The sequence below is a fragment of the Acinetobacter sp. IK23 genome (assembly GCF_035615275.1).
Taxonomy (GTDB): domain Bacteria; phylum Pseudomonadota; class Gammaproteobacteria; order Pseudomonadales; family Moraxellaceae; genus Acinetobacter; species Acinetobacter seifertii.
Genome location: NZ_JANBNX010000008.1, coordinates 68,930 through 89,729, shown reverse-complemented (window position 1 = coordinate 89,729; position 20,800 = coordinate 68,930). Strand labels below are relative to the sequence as shown.

Annotated in this window: 18 protein-coding genes and 1 pseudogene; 13 read left to right on the top strand and 6 right to left on the bottom strand. The window is 39.2% G+C overall.

Annotated features, from left to right (window positions below; genetic code table 11):
- Positions 1-30 precede the first annotated feature (30 nt).
- Positions 31-867, bottom strand: a complete 837-nt coding sequence (ppsR, locus tag MSG95_RS08390) for a posphoenolpyruvate synthetase regulatory kinase/phosphorylase PpsR (protein ID WP_004700844.1) — start codon at positions 865-867, stop codon at positions 31-33.
- 147 nt (positions 868-1,014) lie between these two features.
- Here ppsR and ppsA point away from each other — a divergent pair, with 147 nt between their 5' ends.
- The 12 genes and pseudogenes from ppsA to alr all read left to right on the top strand — a co-directional run bounded on the left by ppsA (position 1,015) and on the right by alr (position 13,444).
- Positions 1,015-3,402 (top strand): phosphoenolpyruvate synthase, encoded by a 2,388-nt coding sequence (gene ppsA, locus MSG95_RS08385; RefSeq protein WP_171262120.1) that lies wholly within the window; start codon positions 1,015-1,017, stop codon positions 3,400-3,402.
- Between the two features lie 64 nt (positions 3,403-3,466).
- Positions 3,467-4,222 (top strand): RDD family protein, encoded by a 756-nt coding sequence (locus MSG95_RS08380; protein ID WP_077164906.1) that lies wholly within the window; start codon positions 3,467-3,469, stop codon positions 4,220-4,222.
- A 317-nt stretch (positions 4,223-4,539) separates the two neighbouring features.
- Positions 4,540-5,592 carry a ubiquinol oxidase subunit II gene (gene cyoA / locus MSG95_RS08375; protein ID WP_049066333.1) on the top strand — a complete coding sequence of 351 codons (1,053 nt, stop codon included), beginning with the start codon at positions 4,540-4,542 and terminating at the stop codon, positions 5,590-5,592.
- 3 nt (positions 5,593-5,595) lie between these two features.
- The gene (gene cyoB / locus MSG95_RS08370) at positions 5,596-7,587 is read left to right on the top strand and encodes a cytochrome o ubiquinol oxidase subunit I (protein WP_077164907.1); all 1,992 of its coding nucleotides are present in this window, start codon (positions 5,596-5,598) and stop codon (positions 7,585-7,587) included.
- Between the two features lie 4 nt (positions 7,588-7,591).
- On the top strand, positions 7,592-8,212 hold the full coding sequence (gene cyoC / locus MSG95_RS08365; protein ID WP_077164908.1) for a cytochrome o ubiquinol oxidase subunit III: 621 nt from the start codon (positions 7,592-7,594) through the stop codon (positions 8,210-8,212).
- Positions 8,212-8,541 (top strand): cytochrome o ubiquinol oxidase subunit IV, encoded by a 330-nt coding sequence (locus tag MSG95_RS08360; RefSeq protein WP_000094534.1) that lies wholly within the window; start codon positions 8,212-8,214, stop codon positions 8,539-8,541. Before cyoC ends, MSG95_RS08360 begins: the two co-directional genes overlap by 1 nt.
- A gap of 10 nt (positions 8,542-8,551) precedes the next feature.
- Positions 8,552-9,430: a heme o synthase gene (cyoE, locus tag MSG95_RS08355; protein WP_039251506.1), complete on the top strand. Its 879-nt coding sequence runs from the start codon at positions 8,552-8,554 to the stop codon at positions 9,428-9,430.
- A gap of 186 nt (positions 9,431-9,616) precedes the next feature.
- Complete coding sequence (rpsF, locus tag MSG95_RS08350) at positions 9,617-10,000, top strand: 30S ribosomal protein S6 (RefSeq protein WP_004700831.1); 384 nt, start codon at positions 9,617-9,619, stop codon at positions 9,998-10,000.
- Positions 10,001-10,011: 11 nt separating this feature from the next.
- A complete protein-coding gene (gene rpsR / locus MSG95_RS08345; protein ID WP_000090661.1) occupies positions 10,012-10,239 on the top strand; it encodes a 30S ribosomal protein S18 in 228 nt (75 codons plus the stop codon).
- A gap of 8 nt (positions 10,240-10,247) precedes the next feature.
- A complete protein-coding gene (rplI, locus tag MSG95_RS08340; protein ID WP_004700828.1) occupies positions 10,248-10,694 on the top strand; it encodes a 50S ribosomal protein L9 in 447 nt (148 codons plus the stop codon).
- A gap of 201 nt (positions 10,695-10,895) precedes the next feature.
- A complete protein-coding gene (gene dnaB, locus MSG95_RS08335) occupies positions 10,896-12,341 on the top strand; it encodes a replicative DNA helicase (RefSeq protein ID WP_004700827.1) in 1,446 nt (481 codons plus the stop codon).
- 32 nt (positions 12,342-12,373) lie between these two features.
- Positions 12,374-13,444: pseudogene (gene alr / locus MSG95_RS08330) on the top strand (alanine racemase).
- 56 nt (positions 13,445-13,500) lie between these two features.
- On the opposite strand, the gene MSG95_RS08325 reads toward alr, so the two are convergent.
- From MSG95_RS08325 to MSG95_RS08310, 4 genes are read right to left on the bottom strand one after another with little or no spacing between them, the layout of a single operon-like run.
- On the bottom strand, positions 13,501-14,235 hold the full coding sequence (locus tag MSG95_RS08325; RefSeq protein WP_039251509.1) for a proteasome-type protease: 735 nt from the start codon (positions 14,233-14,235) through the stop codon (positions 13,501-13,503).
- A 16-nt stretch (positions 14,236-14,251) separates the two neighbouring features.
- Positions 14,252-15,031, bottom strand: coding sequence for a transglutaminase family protein (locus tag MSG95_RS08320; protein WP_077164910.1), 780 nt, complete (start codon positions 15,029-15,031; stop codon positions 14,252-14,254).
- Positions 15,032-15,033: 2 nt separating this feature from the next.
- Positions 15,034-15,630, bottom strand: a complete 597-nt coding sequence (locus MSG95_RS08315) for an alpha-E domain-containing protein (RefSeq protein ID WP_077164911.1) — start codon at positions 15,628-15,630, stop codon at positions 15,034-15,036.
- A gap of 22 nt (positions 15,631-15,652) precedes the next feature.
- Positions 15,653-17,209, bottom strand: coding sequence for a circularly permuted type 2 ATP-grasp protein (locus tag MSG95_RS08310; RefSeq protein ID WP_049066017.1), 1,557 nt, complete (start codon positions 17,207-17,209; stop codon positions 15,653-15,655).
- Between the two features lie 225 nt (positions 17,210-17,434).
- On the opposite strand from MSG95_RS08310, the gene MSG95_RS08305 reads away from it, so the two are divergent.
- Entirely contained in the window at positions 17,435-18,442 is a 1,008-nt protein-coding gene (locus MSG95_RS08305) for a helix-turn-helix transcriptional regulator (RefSeq protein ID WP_004700816.1), read from the top strand.
- 375 nt (positions 18,443-18,817) lie between these two features.
- On the opposite strand, the gene mnmG is transcribed toward MSG95_RS08305, so the two are convergent.
- Complete coding sequence (mnmG, locus tag MSG95_RS08300; RefSeq protein WP_077164912.1) at positions 18,818-20,698, bottom strand: tRNA uridine-5-carboxymethylaminomethyl(34) synthesis enzyme MnmG; 1,881 nt, start codon at positions 20,696-20,698, stop codon at positions 18,818-18,820.
- Between the last annotated feature and the right edge of the window lie 102 nt (positions 20,699-20,800).

Below are 20,800 nucleotides of genomic sequence, written 5' to 3'. Positions count from 1 at the left end.
TTGAATGGCTAAAATAAGCAGTTGATTTAACTAACCGATACGTCGTTTTAAACCAGTCATTTGTAAAATACGAGTAGAGATTTCTTCAATTGACATTTCAGTGACATTTAAATATTTAATACCTTCTGAAATATAAATACCTTCAATCGCTCTTAATTCCATTTGACACTGACTAAAACTTGCATATCGACTATTTGCTTTGCGTTCGCTTCGAATAGCAACCAACCGTTCTGCATCAATCATTAAACCAAACAGTTTGCTACGATGCTCTCTTAATACTGCTGGTAGACGGTTATCGTCCAAATCTTCTTCTGTCAAAGGATAGTTAGCTACCCGAATACCAAACTGTAGTGAAAGATAAATAGAAGTTGGGGTCTTACCTGAGCGAGACACACCAATTAAAATCAAATCTGCTTTATCGTAATGACGGGTACGCGCCCCATCGTCGTTATCAAGTGCGAAATGCACTGCATCAATACGTGCTTTATAATACTCAGAATCAGTAACTGCATGTGTTTGCCCAACTAATGTTGTTGGCGGCGTTCCAAGCTCCTGCTCAAGTTTACTGATTAGTCCTTCAAATACATCTAAATTAACCGCTTTTGCAGTATTAATAATTTCACGGACATGCGGATCAACTAAAGTATCAAATACTAATGGTAAGCATCCATCACGGGTTTGACATTTATTAATCTCAACCACAATAGCCATTGCTGCCTCTTCAGTTGTGATATAAGGCATGATGTGAATGTCAAAATCTACATTAGGGAATTGTGCTAATAACGAATGTCCAAGAGTCTCGGCAGTAATTGCAGTTCCATCAGAAATAAAAAAAACACTCCGCTTATACTGTTTACTTTCTGACATTAAAATTCTCCTTAAACATTTGTCTTAGTGCTATATAATCTTTATAGTAAACTGATCTTACATGACTGTCGCTTAGTAAAATTCTCAACTAAGCACTTTATTTTTTTAATTTCATGCCAAGATAGACATTAATACTGCAAAAGTGGAGTGAAAACTTTGGAAGCGCGCGTAATCGGTCTAGAAAAATTAGGGAAACACGATGTCGAACTCGTAGGTGGGAAAAACTCATCTTTGGGTGAAATGATCAGCCATTTATCAAATGCTGGTGTATCGGTACCTGGTGGTTTTGCAACAACTGCTGAGGCCTATCGTGAGTTCTTAGACCAAAGCGGTCTTAACGCTCGAATTCAAGCAGAACTTGCTCAACTTAACGTCGATGATGTAAATGCACTTGCAGAAACAGGCGCTAAAATTCGTCAATGGATTGTAGAGACTCCACTCACTGCAACCTTAGAAGAAGAAATTCGCGCCGCTTTTACAGAACTCTCTAACGGCAACCCTGATATCGCGGTTGCCGTTCGTTCATCTGCAACTGCTGAAGATTTACCAGATGCATCTTTCGCAGGTCAACAAGAAACTTTCTTGAATATTCGTGGTATTGATAACGTACTTATCGCCATCAAAGAAGTATTTGCTTCTTTATATAATGACCGTGCTATTTCTTACCGTGTACACCAAGGCTTCGATCATGATGTTGTCGCATTATCTGCGGGCGTTCAGCGTATGGTTCGTTCTGAAACTGGCGCTGCGGGTGTAATGTTTACACTCGATACTGAGTCTGGTTTCCGTGATGTTGTATTCATTACTGCATCTTATGGCTTAGGTGAAATGGTTGTACAAGGTGCAGTTAACCCTGACGAATTCTATCTATCTAAACCATTATTAAATGCTGGCAAACATGCGGTATTACGCCGTAACTTAGGCTCTAAGCACCAAAAAATGATTTATGGTGAAGAAGGTTCAGCTGGCAAATCAGTTGTTGTTGTTGATGTTGAAAAACAAGAGCGTCAACAATTCGCATTAAATGATCATGAATTACAAGAACTAGCAAAACAAGCGCTTATTATTGAGCAGCACTACGGTGCACCAATGGATATTGAATGGGCAAAAGATGGTGACGATGGTCAAATCTATATTGTTCAAGCTCGTCCTGAAACCGTTAAGAGCCGTCAAAATGTCGGCACAATGGAGCGCTACCTACTTAAACAAAGAGGTACTGTTCTTTGTGAAGGTCGTTCAATTGGTCAACGTATCGGTTCTGGTAAAGTTCGTATTGTTAGCTCAATTAAAGAAATGGACAAAGTACAAGACGGTGACGTACTTGTATCTGACATGACTGATCCAGATTGGGAACCAGTAATGAAACGTGCTGCCGCGATTATCACTAACCGTGGTGGTCGTACGTGTCACGCGGCAATTATTGCTCGTGAACTTGGCGTACCGGCAATCGTAGGTTGTGGTAACGCAACTGAGGTATTGACTGACGGCCAAGAAGTTACTGTTTCTTGCGCTGAGGGTGACACTGGTTTCATCTACGAAGGTGCATTAGATTTTGAAGTTCAACGTAACTCTGTTGAGTCTATGCCTAAACTTTCATTCAAAATCATGATGAACGTAGGTAACCCTGACCGTGCTTTTGACTTTGCTCAAATTCCAAACGAAGGTATTGGTCTTGCTCGTTTAGAGTTCATTATTAACCGCATGATCGGTGTTCACCCTAAAGCGCTTCTTAATATTGAAAGCTTACCTCGTGAAACTCGTGCTGCTGTAATGACACGTACAGCGGGCTATGCATCACCTGTAGAATTCTATGTTGAAAAACTAGTTGAAGGTATTGCAACACTTGCTGCAGCGTTTGCTGACAAACCAGTAATCGTTCGTATGTCTGACTTTAAGTCAAATGAGTACGCAAACCTTATTGGTGGTAAGTTATACGAACCGGAAGAAGAAAACCCAATGCTTGGCTTCCGTGGTGCAAGCCGTTATGTTTCAGATAACTTCCGTGACTGTTTTGAACTCGAATGCCGTGCACTTAAAAAAGTTCGTGATGAAATGGGTCTAACCAATATCCAAATCATGATTCCATTCGTGCGTACAGTATCAGAAGCAAAACGTGTAATTGAGCTACTTGCTCAAAATGGCTTGAAACGTGGTGAGAACGGCTTAAAAGTAATCATGATGTGTGAATTACCAACTAACGCATTGTTAGCTGAACAATTCCTTGAACACTTTGATGGTTTCTCTATCGGTTCTAACGACTTGACTCAATTAACACTTGGTCTAGACCGTGACTCAGGTATTGTTTCTCACTTATTTGACGAACGTGATGCTGCTGTTAAAGCACTTCTTTCTATGGCAATTCATGCTTGTCGTAAAGCGGGCAAATATGTGGGTATCTGTGGTCAAGGACCATCTGATCACCCTGACCTTGCAAAATGGTTAATGGAACAAGGTATTGAGTCAGTGTCTCTTAACCCTGACTCAGTTTTAGATACATGGTTCTTCCTTGCTGAAGAAAAAATCAAGCAAATCTAATTTGTTATAGAAAAAGACCCATCCGTGGGTCTTTTTTCATCTTTAGAATAGAGAATTTTTACTTATGCAAATTTACTTGGCACGTAATAATCAACAAGCTGGGCCTTATACCTTAGAACAACTAAATCAGATGTTGGCAAGCCAACAGGTTTTACTCACTGATTTAGCTTGGCATGAAGGCATGACAGAGTGGAAAGCTTTAGGAGAATTAACCCAAGGTAAACTTGTATATCAACCTACGGGTTATTCTGCTTTTTCAGCAAATACAAATACGACTCATAATGAGACAATTCAGCACATCCGTGTAGAAACTAAAGCACATGAACTTGCTTCAATTTCATCTCGTGCTCTTGCAAAAATTATTGACTTATTACTTTGGTTACCTATTGCAGCCATTCCTTCTTTCTTCTTTAACGAAGCTCAATATAAACAACTTTTTGAGTTACAAAAACAGATGCAATCTGCAGAAGTTGCCTCAACTAAAGCAGCGGAACTTCAACAACAGCTTTTTACGCTTATTCCGATTGAAGCATGGCATACAATGCTTGTTTATGTCATCATTATGCTTGCTATCCAAGCTTTTCTTTTAACCAAATTTGGTCAAAGTATAGGTAAGAAAATTGTCGGAATTAAGATTGTAGATGCTGAAACTAATGGTAAAGTTAATTTAACGCGTGTCTTCTTACTCAGAAGTATCGTTTTCATTATATTGAACTTACTGTTTATGCCTATTAGCACAATTATTGACTATGCTTTTGCATTAGGCCAAAAACGACAGGCTTTACATGACAAAATTGCAAGAACAAAAGTGATCAAATGAGTGTGAATGACTCATTCATTTAAAGTCTAAAAAAAAGGAGGCACCCCACCTCCTTTTTTCTATAGAGAATTGATATTTAAATAAAAGCTCTATCAAGATTCGATACCCTACAAAAAAAATCAGGTTTTAAAACAATTATTTCAAGCTGCTTTATGTGTAGCTTAGTTTGTCGATATGAGGCATAATGCCCTACAACGTAGCGGTGTCGCATCATTGAGAAGTCTAAATTTTTTAAGACTAGCATTCTCAATCATGCGACACTTTAATCGCTATCCCATATTTAATTAGGGAATGGGACTCTTCACCGAGGTTGTAAAATGAGACAAACGATTTTAGCTGTATTGTCTTTATCAACGCTTGCCGCACTTTTGACTGGGTGTGGTGGTGATATGGTACTTCTAAACTCTAAAGGTCCAGTTGGTCAAGGTCAAAGTGACCTTATGATGACTGCGATCTATTTAATGTTACTTGTGGTGATTCCTTCAATCATCATGGCATTATGGTTTGGTTGGAAATATCGTGCGTCAAATAAAGATGCAGACTATAAACCTACATGGGCACACTCAACTGCAATTGAAGTTGTAGTATGGGGTATCCCTGTCATTATTATTGGTATTTTAGCTTGGTTAACTTGGTGGGGTTCCCACAAGTATGACCCATACCGTCCTTTAGAATCAGATAAAGCGCCTTTAACTATTCAGGTTATTGCTGAACAGTTCAAGTGGATCTTTATTTATCCTGAACAAAACATTGCGACTGTTAACGAAGTACGTTTCCCAGAAAAAACTCCGTTAAGCTTCAAAATCACTTCTAACTTCACAATGAACTCATTCTTCATTCCACAGTTAGGCGGTCAGATTTACGCAATGGCAGGTATGCAAACTCACCTTCATTTGTTAGCAAATGAAACTGGTGTATATCGTGGTTTCTCTTCTAACTACTCAGGCTATGGTTTCTCTCAAATGCGTTTTAAAGCGCATAGCGTTACAGAGCAACAGTTCAACGAATGGGTAGCAGCTGTTAAAGCTGGTAAGGGTTCAACTATTAATCCAGAAGCAGTTCAGAAAACTACGCTTGACCAAGCTGAATTGGCAACCTTACGTGATGGCGACCGTTCTAAGCACCAAATCGAGCTTTTAGTAAATCGTGCTAAAGCTGCTGGTGATCAAGAAGCACTTGCTAAAGCAGAAGCGATGAAACCGTTCCCGAATAAGCCGCACCCTGTGACTTATTACTCTTCAGTTGAACCAAAACTGTTTGAAACAGTAATCAACCATTATATGAGTAACTATCATGGTGTTGACCACTCTGCTGAACATGCAACAGCTGACACTCATGCTGCAGCTGAACACGCTGCTCAAGGGGAATAAGACATGGATATGATTTTTGGTAAACTAGGTTGGGACTCTATCCCGACAGAGCCAATCGTACTTGTCACCATGGTCCTTATGGCAATTGGTGCAATTGCAGTGCTTGGCGGTATCACCTATTTCAAAAAATGGGGATATTTGTGGAATGAGTGGTTTATTACTGTAGACCATAAAAAAATTGGTATCATGTATATCATCGTATCTGTCGTCATGCTTTTGCGTGGTTTCGCCGATGCGATCATGATGCGTTTACAACTTTTCCTCGCTAAAGGCGGCGGCGAAGGTTATTTGCATCCTGACCACTACGACCAGATCTTCACCGCACACGGTGTAATCATGATCTTCTTCGTAGCAATGGGTCTCGTTGTAGGTATGATGAACATCTCTGTACCACTACAGATTGGTGCTCGTGACGTTGCTTTCCCATTATTAAACTCTTTAAGCTTCTGGTTATTCGCTGGTGCTGCTGGTTTAATGATGCTTTCACTTGTATTAGGTGAATTCGCTGCGACTGGTTGGATGGCTTACCCTCCTCTATCTGGCATTCAATATTCTCCTGGTGTTGGTGTTGACTACTATATCTGGGCACTTCAGGTTTCTGGTCTAGGTACGCTTTTATCTGGTGTTAACTTCTTCGTTACCATCATTAAAATGCGTGCACCTGGCATGAAATTGATGGACATGCCTATTTTCACGTGGACTTCACTTTGTACGGCTGTATTAATCATTGCATCATTCCCTGTATTAACAGGTACACTTGCAATGCTTACTCTAGACCGTTACTTCGGCTTCCATTTCTTCACAAATGAGCTTGGCGGTAGCCCAATGCTTTACGTGAACTTGATCTGGACATGGGGTCACCCTGAAGTATATATCTTAGTATTACCAGCATTTGGTCTATACTCAGAAATCGTTGCAACCTTCTCTCGTAAAGCGTTGTTCGGTTACAAGTCTATGGTGTATGCAACTATCGCTATTACTGTTCTTGCGTTCGTTGTATGGCTTCACCACTTCTTCACCATGGGTGCTGGTGCGAACGTTAACGCGTTCTTCGGTATCATGACCATGGTTATTGCGATTCCTACTGGTGTGAAAATCTTCTCTTGGTTATTCACCATGTATAAAGGTCGCATCACCTTTACTACTCCAATGTTATGGACGCTTGGCTTCCTTGTAACATTCGGTATCGGTGGTTTAACTGGTGTACTTATGGCTGTTCCACCTGCGGACTTCTTAGTACACAACTCATTATTCTTGATCGCTCACTTCCATAACGTAATTATCGGTGGTGTGGTGTTTGGTATGTTTGCCGGCATCATTTACTACTGGCCGAAAATGTTTGGTTGGAAGCTCAATGAAGCATGGGGTAAAGCTGCGTTCTGGTTCTGGTTCTTTGGTTTCTATTTTGCATTCATGCCACTTTATATCCTTGGTTTCATGGGTATGACTCGTCGTTTGAATACATATGACAACCCTGAATGGGACCCATACCTTGCGATTGCATTATTTGGTGCTGTTCTTGTTGCTATTGGTATTGCATGTTTCTTAATGCAAATCATCGTTGGTTTCTTACAACGCAAAGACAACATGGACCTTACAGGCGATCCATGGGATGCTCGTACGCTTGAGTGGGCAACTTCTTCCCCTGCTCCATTCTATAACTTTGCGCATGAACCAGATGCAAGCGGTGTAGACCGTTTCTGGACTGACAAAGAAAATGGTGTAGCATACGCACGTAATACTAAATATGAAGACATCCACATGCCGACTGATCGTGCTGCTGGTTTTGTCATTGCAATGTTCATTACAATCCTTGGCTTTGCACTCATCTGGCATATTTGGTGGCTTGTTGTTGTTTCATTCGCTTCAGCTGTTATTAGCTTGATCGTAAGCTCATTCACTAAGAATGTTGATTACTATGTTCCAGCTGCTGAAGTTGAGCGTATTGAAAACGAACGCTATGCTTTACTTGAAAAACACTTGAAGAAGGACTAAAGAAATGGCTGAAGTACTTCATCACGACAACCACGACCACGATGGTCATCATGAACATGATGACACTGACTTAACGGTCTTTGGTTTCTGGACATACTTGATGAGTGACTTGATTCTTTTCGGATCACTCTTCATTGCGTTCGCTGTATTAAGCAGTCATGTTCCAGAAGGTACTCCAAGTGCATATAAACTATTCCATGAATCACTAGGCTACGTGTTAACTGAAACATTTGCCTTATTGATTTCATCGGTAACATTCGGTTTTGCTGTACTTGCATCTTATAAAAAGAATGTAAATCAAGTGATCACTTGGTTATTTATTACATTTCTTTTTGGTGCAACCTTCATCGGCATGGAGCTTTATGAGTTTCATAAACTTGTAGAAGAAGGTTATGGTCCAACTCATAGTGCATTCTTGTCGTCTTTCTTTACCTTGGTTGGTACGCACGGTATCCACGTAACTTCTGGTTTAGTGTGGATGTTAGTATTGATGTATCAAATCAAGACTAAAGGTTTGACTTTACCGAATACACGTCGTCTTGCTTGTTTAAGCTTGTTCTGGCACTTCCTTGACATCGTTTGGATCTGTGTATTCAGCGTCGTTTACTTACTGGGAGTTCTCTAATGAGTAGTCATGAGCATAATGCTGCTGGTGCGTCACACGGTAACTTTAAGCAATACACTGTAGGTTTTATTCTATCTGTTATTCTTACCATCATCCCATTCGGAATGGTGATGGCAGGTGGTTTTAGCCGCGGTCTTTTAGTTACAGTAATTGCTATTACTGCTGTTGCTCAGGTTCTTGTACAACTTGTGTACTTCTTACACATGAATACATCATCTGAACAACGTTGGAATATGATTGCATTTATCTACACAATTCTATGTATCGCTGTACTTTTAATTGGTTCTGTGTGGATTATGAATTACCTTCACTACAATATGATGATCTAAACTGATTGTCATGTTGAGAAAGTATCTATTCCTGACTAAACCAGGAATTCTCTTCGGTAATTTCATTACCACCTTGGGCGGCTTCTTCTTAGCCGCCCAAGGCTCTATAGACATCTTATTATTATTACTCACCCTTATTGGAACAACGTTAGTTGTTGCTTCTGGCTGTGTTGTTAATAATGTTATAGATCAAGATATTGATATAAAGATGCAGCGCACACAAAACCGCGCACTTGTTAAAAAAACCATCTCTCCTACTGTTGCACTTGTATATGCTTTTGTACTTGGATTAATTGGTTTTAGCATTTTATGGTTTGGTGTAAACGGTTACGCATTTTTATTTGCAGTCATTGGTTTTGTTGTCTATGTCGGTTTTTATAGTTTGTGGACTAAACGTACCTCAATCCATCAAACCGTTATTGGTAGTATCTCCGGAGCGAGCCCTCCTGTTATTGGTTATACAGCAGTAACTCATCAATTTGATGTGGCAGCCCTGCTTTTGTTTTTAGCATACGGTTTATGGCAAATGCCTCACTCTTGGGCAATTGCAATTTATCGTTTTGATGATTACAAAAATGCAGGAATTCCAATTTTGCCTGTAGCGCGTTCAATTTATCGCACGAAAATTGAATGTGTAATATATATCCTGTTATTTGCAGCTGTTTTGAATGGGTTATATTGTTTTGGCTATACCAATATATTCTTTTTAATTACCTTTAATGCGTTGACCGCATATTGGTTCTACTTATCAATTATTGGATTTAAAGCCGAAAACGACCAACTCTGGGCCAAGCGCTTTTTTCTTTACTCAGTAATCTTAATTACTTTGTTAAGTTTAAGTTTTAGCTTTACCTATCAATCCCCCGCTCCAAATCTTCCTCTCTTTTAATTAAGGGAGGATTTCCTCCTCTAAAACAAGTTTTCATATTTCTTATCAAAAGATTTGTTTTTAGTCTAATTTTTACCTATAATTCAGCCTTCGCATTTTATGCGACGTAGCTATTTATATTATATTTTAGCTATGACTCCTTGCTTCTATTTTTTTAGGGGCTGTTTAAACCGTAAGGAGCTGACAATGCGTCATTACGAAATCGTACTTTTGGTACACCCAGACCAAAGCGATCAAGTTGTAGGTATGGTTGAACGCTATATCTCTCAGATCAAAGAAGCTGAAGGTCAAATTCACCGTTTAGAAGATTGGGGCCGTCGCCAATTGGCTTACCCAATTAACAAAATTCACAAAGCGCACTACATTCTTATGAATGTTGAATGTGGTCAAGCTACGCTTGATGAGTTAGAAGAATTATTCCGTTATAACGACGCAATCATTCGTAACCTTATCATCCGTCGTGAACACGCAATCACTGAAGAGTCATTGCTTGCTAAGAGTGCTGAAGAAAAGCGTGCGCGTAAAGCTCAACGTGAAGAAGCACAGCAAGTTGCTCAAGAAGCTGAATAAGGAGAACATCAATGGCACGTTTTTACCGTCGTCGCAAGTTCTGCCGCTTTACAGCTGAGAATGTTGCGTACATCGACTACAAAGATATCGACACTTTAAAACAGTACATCACTGAAAACGGCAAGATTGTTCCTAGCCGTATCACTGGTACTAAAGCTCGTTATCAACGTCAATTAGCACTTGCTATCAAACAAGCTCGCTATTTGTCTTTGATTCCGTACACTGACAACCATAAGTGAGGTGATCTGTGGACGTTATCTTATTACAACGCATTAAGAACCTTGGTAAATTAGGCGATAAAGTATCAGTTAAAGCTGGTTACGGCCGTAACTTCCTTATCCCTCAAGGTAAAGCAGTTGCAGCTACTGAAGCTAACACTGCTGCTTTTGAAGCTCGTCGTGCTGAACTTGAGAAGCAAGAAGCTGAAATTTTAGCTGCTGCTCAAGCACGTGCTGAACAATTGAACGAAGTTAACATCGTTATCACTGCTAAAGCTGGTGACGAAGGTAAACTCTTCGGTTCTATCGGTACTCGTGACATCGCTGACGCGTTAACGAATGCTGGTCTTACAGTTGACCGTGCAGAAGTTCGTTTACCAAACGGTGCGCTTCGTCACACTGGTGAATTCAACATCGCAATCCAATTGCATCATGATGTTGTTGCAGAAGTTCTCGTTACTATCGTATCTGAGTAATTTCTCATCAAAAAAAGAGCATGCTCACGCATGCTCTTTTTTTATCTCTTAAATTTATGCAATAAAATTAGATATATTAATTCCTGATCAGTTCTTCAGTTTAATTGGTTTTTTAATTAGGTAGTTTATTTATTTTTGTTTTAAGATAGTTCTCGGCTTAAAACCCTTTTTTGTGCACACATTTTATCATCAGGTCTAATTATGTCTCAGGCGAATGCCACTTCTTTAACGCTTTCATCTCCAACAGAAAATAAGACGAGTGAATCAGGCCAACTTAAAGAGTTTCGCACTCCCCCACACAATTTAGCCATCGAGCAAGCTGTGCTTGCTGCGCTGATGACCGTTGCTGAATCTTTTGAGCAAGTCAGCGATCTACTCAAAGAAAATGATTTTTATGCCACTCGCCATAAATATATTTATCGCGCGATTGAAAAATTGGCACAGGAAAATTCACCGTACGATGCAGTCTTAGTGAATGACTGGCTTTTAAAACAAAATTTACTTAGTGCAATCGGTGGCGAAGAATATTTAATGCAGCTTATGGCTGACTCACCATCAAGTTTCTATAACCTTGAAACTTATGCGACTAAAATTAAAGAATTTTCCACCTTACGTAGTATGATTAAAGTCAGTACTGAAATTTTACAGAATGCGTATGACACAAAAGGTCGAGGTGTGAGTGAAATTTTAGATTTGGCTGAAACCAGTATTTTCTCTTTAGCAGAACAGCATAATAACAATAAGAAAGATTCTGGCCCTAAAGCAATTAGCTCTGTAACTGCTGACGTGATTAGCAAACTTGATGAGCTTTCAAAACTCGATGGCAATATTACAGGCTTAACCACAGGCTTCTTAGAACTTGATAATAAAACTTCTGGTATGCAACCTGGAGATTTAATTATTGTCGCTGCACGTCCATCTATGGGTAAAACTACCTTTGCAATGAACTTGGTTGAAAGCGTCTTGCAATATAACCAACTCCCCGCTCTGGTATTTTCGATGGAGATGCCAGCAGACTCAATTGCTATGCGTCTAATTTCAGCAATGGGTAAAGTTCATCAAGGGCATTTGCGTTCAGGTAACTTAGATGCCGATGAATGGACTAAAGTTACAGGTACCATCCTGCAACTTCAGCAAATGCATTTGTATATTGATGATTCATCCGCCCTACCCCCAACTGAACTCCGTGCTCGTGCTCGCCGCGTTGCCAAAATGCACGATGGTAAAATCGGCTGTATCATGGTCGACTATTTACAGCTCATGAAAGTTCCGGGTATGGGTGACAACCGTGTTGGCGAGATCTCGGAAATTTCACGTAGCTTAAAAGCATTAGCGAAAGAGATGCAATGTCCTGTTATCGCACTTTCTCAGCTTAACCGAAGTCTGGAAAACCGACCAAACAAGCGCCCAGTAATGTCTGACTTACGTGAATCGGGTGCGATTGAGCAGGATGCCGACTTAATCATGTTTATTTATCGTGATGAAGTCTACAACAAAGAGTCTAAAGAAGCAGGCACCGCAGAAATTATCATTGGTAAACAACGTAACGGACCTATTGGTACGGTGCGTCTTGCCTTTGAAGGTCAATACACTCGTTTTAGTAATCTCTCTCCTGAGTATTACAGCCAATATGATGATGAAGAATAAACTCTATCTCTAGCCCAAAGGAGTAAATGAGGGTGCGTCAAGCAACAGTTTATATTGATCGCCAAGCGCTTCAATATAATTTAAACCGTGTCAAACAACTCGCAACAAATTCAAAAATCGTAAGTATGGTCAAAGCCAATGCTTACGGACATGGAGTCAAAGACTGTTTAGCAGCCTTAAATGCCTCAGATGCCTTTGGTGTCGCCTGCTTACAAGAAGGCTTAGAAATTCGACAACTCGGATTTAAGCAACCTGTAACTTTAATTGAAGGGGTGTTTTCTGAAGATGAAATGCCTATTGCGATTAAAGAAAAATTTGAATGTATAATTCATCATCAACAACAGTTTGAGTGGTTAATTAAATATAAACAAGCCTATATCGCTCAAGGTCTAAAAGTATGGGTTAAGCTGAATAGCGGTATGAACCGCTTAGGTTTTAAAAATCCTGAAATTATTGAAGTTATTAAAACTTTAAAATCTGAATGATTTACTTGTGTACTTACGATGCATTTTGCCAATGCAGATGTAGACCACCCACTTAACCAGCAGCAAAAACAACAATTTCTGCACGTAAAACAAGCTTGTGATCCAGTTTTAGCCTCTTGTTGTAATTCAGCCGCTATTTTTAAATGGCCAGAACTAAATTTCGACTACGTACGGCCTGGTATCATGCTCTATGGAGCTTCTCCTTTCGCAAATAAAACCGTATATGAACTTGATTTAAAACCAGTCATGACATTCAAAGCAGAAATTATTGCACTAAACCACATTCAAGCTGGTGAACATGTGGGTTATGGTTCTACTTTTTGCGCTCAACAGGCTATGGATATCGCTATAGTTTCTATTGGTTATGGTGATGGTTATCCACGAGCTTACATAAAGCAAAATTTTGTCGCTGTTGATGGCAAATTTTGCCCAGTTGTAGGGCGAGTTAGTATGGATATGATTGCAATTGATGTCACAAATACCCAAGTAAAACTTGGTACTCAAGTTGAACTTTGGGGTAAACATCGTTTAGTTGATGATGTTGCTGATGCAAATGGCACAATTGGTTATGAATTACTTTGTCGCTTAAGTACTCGACCAGTCCGCCAAAGCACTTAATAATTTAATCAATAAAAAATCCAAGCTCTGCTTGGATTTTTTATTTAAAGTCATTTTTAACGCCAATAATCATCGGTAGGTTTTGGCATTTCTTGCAGTCCACGGCGTAAAGTATCCGACCACTGATGACTTATTTGTGAAAAATAAGGATCATCTTCACTAATTCGCTTCCCCATAGGGATTACAAAACTATCTTTAGTGTAGACTAGCGCATCTAAAGGTAAACCTACCGAAACATTAGAACGCAACGTCGAGTCAAACGAGATTAAGCTACAGCGCAGCGCATCATCCAACGGCATAGCATAATATAAAGCACGATCTAAAATAGGCTTACCATATTTACTTTCACCAATTTGAAAGTAAGGCGTATCTGTCGTTGCACAAATAAAATTACCTTGTGGATAAACATTATAAAGCTGCATATCGCCACCTCTAATTTGCCCACCCACCAAAATACTACAGGCGTAATTCATTTGTTCTTGAGTATCCGAGCTAATATCCTCTAAAACATTTTTTAAAGTCTTACCAACTAGATCAGCCACTTCAAACATTGTGTTAATACTATATAGATTAGGCTCTTGCTGCAAAGTAAGGGCATTTTGCAAATGCCCGATAACCGCTTGTGTTGTTGCTAAATTACCTGCTGTTTGCAAAGCAATAAATCGCTCACCCGTCACACCAAAAGTATGAAGTTTACGAAACACAGAAATATGATCGACCCCTGCATTAGTTCGAGTATCACTAATAAATACCAAACCCTGCTCTAATCTCAGTGCACAACAATAGGTCATTTCGCTCTCTTCACATTCAACAGGCCAACACTTGAACCACAGACATCATATTTTCGACTCCACCTTTTTCTCTCACACCTCTAATCGGCGCAACATCAAGATAGTCTCGACCAACCGCAAGATAAATATGATGCATTGGCGTAAACAATTGATTGCTTACATCAAAACAATACCACTGATTATCTAAAAATACCTCCGCCCAAGCGTGACTGGCAAGGTGCGGGGAATTTTGATCAAATAAATAACCAGAAACATAACGTGCTGGTAATTGTAACGCACGACACATAGCAATTAAAACATGTGCATGATCTTGGCATACCCCCTGTCCTGCATGAAAACCCTCTGTAGCAATCGTATGAACAGAAGTACTATCTGGTTGATAAGGCATCTTCTGCAAAATATTTTCACTGAGTAAAGCAATATGTTTTCGATCTTTTACCGTTACAATTCTCCGAGCAAAATCCAACATTTCAGAATCATATTTTGTAGCTTCCGTATTTTGAAGAAATAGGCTCATAGGTATAGATACATCTACTCCACCTATTTCTGTATTAAGAAGCTCGACAATCCCTTGCGCCATAAAAGTTAAATGCTGATACTCATAGCGCTGAGTAGCCGTTAACCAAATATTATTAAAGATATCCTTTTTGAGAGTTTTATCTCCAGGCACACTGATTGCCCAATTTAAGACATGCTGATGTAATGATGTTTGAGGCATCATTTTAATATACTGAATACTGTTTTTAGCAGTTTCCGTATAGTGATAATGCGTTTGATGATTGATCATCAGTTTCATAATTATGCCTCGAACATATATTCCAACTGCTGTGTGAAATTATAGTAACCCTCCCAATTTGGATGATCTTTCAACAATGTCCACACTTCATTTAATTTATCCCACCCTAAGTCATTAAGTCGTTTGTGTAATTTTTCCAAATCTTGTAAAAGCACTGTAAGGTCTTGTTGAAAACGTAGTTGTATATCGAATTGTTCTATCTTTTGGCCCAATTGCAGAAAGAGGGCAATATCCTCATGTTCAGCACTAAGTATTTGATTACATTTATCCAAAGCCTGATTTAATGACTCAGGGTTAGCTTGAATAGACTTAATCGCATGATTCAATTCCGCATACGCACTAGAAGATAATATTCCTCTTAATTCATGGATATTATCTTTGGCAATAGCGAACTGGTTCAGTAATGAATATGTTTGTTGAGTATCTAACATATAGCAATTCAGTAATTCCGCTTGCTCAATAAGCAGCCCAAATGCTGATGCAAATTGACTTGCTTTTTCATCATTTGTAAATGGCAAGTGTGATACAGCAAATTTAATCCGCATTAAATAACGGCCCAACCAATAAATGTGGTGCGCACTCGAATTGAGTAAAACCATAAATTTCCTCTTTAACCAACGATTAGGAATGTAATGTCTCAACGACCCATGTATCTTTAATACCTCCTCCTTGTGAGGAATTTACGACTAAAGATCCTGCCTGCATGGCTACTCGTGTTAAGCCTCCGGGTACAATTTCAGTACGATATGGAGAACTCAATACAAACGGTCGTAGGTCAATGTGACGTTCAGCCACCCCTGATGTTGTTAAAGTCGGTGCAACAGATAAAGCTAATGTTGGCTGCGCAATATATTCGTGCGGTGTAGCAATCAGTTTTTTTCTAAATTCATCAATTTCACATGAGCTTGCTTTAGGTCCAATTAACATGCCATAACCACCAGAACCTTGAGCCTCTTTAATTACTAATTGGTCAATATGAGTGAGTACATAATCCAAATGTTCTTTTTCTCGACATTGATAAGTAGGTACATTCTTTAAAATTGGTGTTTCTCCCAAATAATATTGAATCATCTGATCAACATATGGATAAATTGATTTATCGTCAGCAACCCCTGTACCTGGTGCGTTGGCAATCACTACATTTTTCTGTAAATAAGCAGACATAAGCCCCGCCACCCCAAGAGCACTATCAGGTCGAAATGCAAGTGGATCTAAGAAATCGTCATCTAAACGTCGATAAATCACATCAACTTTTTGGCGCCCGCGAATGGTTTTAACAAAAACTTGATCATTTTCTACAAATAAATCTCGGTTAGTAACCAGTGGCACATCCATTTCACGCGCTAAAAAAGCATGCTCATAATAAGCACTGTTAAAACGCCCAGGAGTTAAGACCACAATAAAGGGTTGATCAACTTCTGAATTTTCTTGAAGTATTTCTTTTAACAAACTTGGATAATGTTCAATTCCTTGTAAATTATTGGCAGCACAAAGCTCAGGCATAAGTTGTTGACTAATATTTCTACTTTCAATCATATATGACACCCCTGAAGGTGTTCGTAGGTTATCTTCTAGTACAAAGAACTCCCCATCGCCATCACGAATAATATCTATTCCACTAATTTGAGAATAAATTTTACCTTTTAGTGAATGCTTGAGCATATGTGGCTGAAAAGCCTCATGACAAACAATCTGGTTCTCCGGAATTAATTTTTCCTTCAAAATATGTTGTCCATGATAAATATCATCTAAAAAGTAATTTAAAGCTTTAACTCGCTGCGCACAGCCTGCTGCAATTTTTTCCCATTGTTTTTTTTCAATAACTCTTGGAATTAAATCAAAAGGAATCGTCCGTTCCGCACCCTCTTTATCACCGTATACATTAAAAGTAATCCCTTGATAGAGAAAATGTTGTTTGGCCTGAGCATTTAATTGCTTAAGTTCATCTAAGGTACGAATACTCAACCATTGCTCAATTTTTTTAGAAGCTGCTCCATTAAACGTTACATCATCTAACATCTCATTGAAAAACTGCGATTTTAGTTGTTCAAATAAATTCGTCTGTACAGAAAGATTTTCTATAAACGATGGACTCTGGTTAAGTAATGCTGCGTTGGTCGCCTGCTCTTGTAAAAAATATTCAATATCGGCTTGTAGATCTTTCTCTTGTTCTGACATAGCAACCTCGTCTTATCATTTATCTATATTTCATTTTTAAATAAGCAATTTCAGTGCCACTTATATATCTATAATACTTATTGGCTTTCATTGTTATAACTTTCTTCTAAATTTTAGCATTGATTGTAACGGTAGCCACAAACTGAATCTGACAAACTTGCTAAATGTGTAAAGTTTTTTTATTGTGGTGACACCAAAGCAATTGGATATAGATTTATTACGCTTATGTCTGTAATAGAAAAAGAAACTTCAAATAGTTTATATCGCCAATGGCAGATTTTATCTCGCCTCCCTACCGGTAAATGGATCGGAACTCGAGAATTACAAGAAATGCTTGAGCGTGAAGGTATTGAAATCAGTTTAAGGACAATTCAGCGTGATTTAAATCAAATTGCTCAGCGTTTTCCAATTGAAAGCAATAAAGCCGTACCTCAAGGCTGGCGTTGGCAATCAGATGCTCCAATTCAAAGCTTACCGCATATGACAAGCTCTCAAGCGGTGACCTTTATGATGGTTGAAGAACATCTCAAACATTTGCTTCCACCTAGCCTACTAGATGAAATGGGACCTTGGTTTGACTTGGCAAAACGGAGTCTATCTACACAGAATAATGTAAGGCAATGGATTAATCGTGTACGCATTGTGCCAGCAAGTCAACCGCTTATTCCACCTGTAGTCGATCGTGCTGCTCAACAAGCAATATACGAAGGCTTGCTACAAGACAAACAAATTGAATGTGTATATCAAGCTCGTGTAAACCAAGGTGAAGACAAAACTTATATTTTAAATCCACTTGCTTTGGTCCAAAAAGGTGCTGTCATTTATTTAATTTGCACCCGACATGACAAAACTGAAGTGCAAACATTTGCTTTGCACCGTTTCAGATCAGCAAAAGTTTTAGAAAGTCGTGCGCTTCACCCCGTCAACTTTGATATTGATCACTATATTGACTCAGGTGCTTTAGGTTTTAGAGTAGATTACAACCAACCTACAGAGTCTATTCAACTCACATTAACAATGACTGAGCAAACCGCTAAAACTTTTTATGAAAGCCAGTTAAGTAAAGATCAAACAATTACCCCAATTGAAGAAAACATTGTCGAAGTTACTGCGACTGTTCCATTTACATCTCAACTGGTGTGGTGGCTACGAAGTTTTGGGAAAAAACTACTACGTATAGAACCTATTCAAGTAAACAATGCTGTACGAGAAATTGATTCTGAGAATAAATAGATATAAAAAAGAGAACCATAAGGTTCTCTTTAGATTTTGAATTATCATTTTCTTAATTTTATATTGGCTCTTATATTTATAGTTGTTTCAGATCAATCTGCCCCCCCGCCAAAACTGATCTGCCTCTTGTTTTGCGCTATGTTGAGCATGAGCATTGGCATGCCATTTCATCTCTATTGTAACGAATCGATTTCATTGTCATATTTAAAGCCCTCTTGTTTGAACGTGAATTTAATATAACTTTCGTTTTGAAACCTGTGAAATAAGAAAAAAAGGAAGTGAAATCTTTTTTCTTCCTTAGGAAGTTTCCATATATTTTTTGATAAGAAAATAAAAAGCCCAGTCTTAACTGGGCTTTTTTAATTACTTAAATGATTAAGCTGTTTTTCTCATCATGTTATTTTTACGAATCGTGATCATTACAAGCTGAACAGCAGCTGGGGTAACACCAGGAATACGACTCGCTTGAGCTAACGTTTCTGGAAGAACAGTTTTCAATTTCTGAGTAATTTCACGCGATAGACCAGAAACAACATCATAATCGAAATCGGCTGGAATTTTGGTTTCTTCAAGACGCTTTAATTGAGCTACATCTTCATGCTGACGGTTAATATAACCTTCGTATTTAACAGCAATTTCAATTTGATCACCAACTTGTTCAGAAACTTCCGAACTTGTAAGCTCTGCAATTTGAGCAAAACTAATATTAGGACGTTTGAGTAAATCAATCGCACTACATTCTTTACTCAAGTCAGCACCAGTCATTTCGACAAATTTCTTACCCATTGGATTGTTAGGCGCCGCCCACAAATGTTGTAGACGCGATGTTTCGCGCTCAACTGCTTCCATTTTTTCACAATAAGCAGCCCAACGAACATCATCAACCAAACCAAGTTCACGACCAATTGTTGTTAAACGTTGATCGGCATTATCTTCACGTAACATCAAACGATATTCCGCACGTGAAGTGAACATACGGTATGGTTCTTTTGTACCCAAAGTAATCAGGTCATCAACCAATACGCCCATATAAGCTTGGTCACGTTTCGGTGTCCACTCTTCTTGTTCCCAAGCACGGCGTGCAGCATTTAAACCAGCAAGTAAACCTTGGGCACCCGCTTCTTCATAACCGGTAGTACCGTTAATTTGCCCTGCAAAATACAAGCCGTTAATTGCTTTGGTTTCAAGGGTGAATTTCAAAGCTTGCGGATTGAAATAATCATATTCGATTGCATAACCCGGACGCAAAATATGGGCATTTTCCATACCACGAATTGATCGAACAAGTTCAAACTGAACATCAAATGGTAATGAAGTCGAAATACCATTTGGATAAAGCTCATGAGTATCGAGACCTTCTGGCTCTAAAAATACCTGATGTGAGTCTTTATCAGAGAAACGATGAATCTTGTCTTCAATTGAAGGACAGTAACGCGGACCTACACCTTCAATGACACCAGTATACATTGGTGAACGATCTAAACCACCACGAATAATGTCATGCGTTTTTTCGTTCGTATGCGTAATATAGCAGTTCACTTGTTCAGGATGCATCGAAGCATCACCCATGAATGACATCACTGGAGACGGAAAGTCACCCGGTTGTGGTGTCATAACAGAGAAATCAACTGAGCGCGCATCAATACGTGGTGGTGTACCAGTTTTTAAACGACCTACTGGTAGTTTTAATTCACGAAGACGCTGAGCAAGAGCAATAGAAGGAGGATCTCCTGCACGACCACCGCTTGATTTTTCTAAACCAACGTGGATTACTCCACCCAAGAATGTACCTGTAGTCAACACAACAGTTTTTGTGTCAAAGCGAATACCCATTTGGGTAACAACACCCTTAACGGTATCGCCTTCAACAATTAGGTCATCGGCCGCTTGTTGGAAAATATCAAGATTTGCTTGGTTTTCTAAAGTTTCACGAATTGCAGCTTTATAGCGAACACGGTCAGCCTGAGCACGCGTTGCACGTACTGCCGCACCTTTACGTGAGTTTAAAATACGGAATTGAATACCACCTTTATCGGCAGCCAAAGCCATCGCACCGCCAAGTGCATCAATTTCACGTACTAAATGTGATTTACCAATACCACCAATTGCTGGGTTACAGCTCATCTGACCCAAAGTCTCAATGTTATGGGTCAAAAGCAAAGTCTGTCGTCCCATACGCGCCGCAGCAAGTGCCGCTTCCGTACCTGCGTGACCGCCACCGATAACGATAACATCATAAACTTTAGGATAGTGCATGAGTACAAAAACACCAGAAAAAAAAGACGGAACATTATAGCAAAATTATCTGCTTATTGATGTACATAATTACAAAATTGTCATCACATGATTTACGCTACA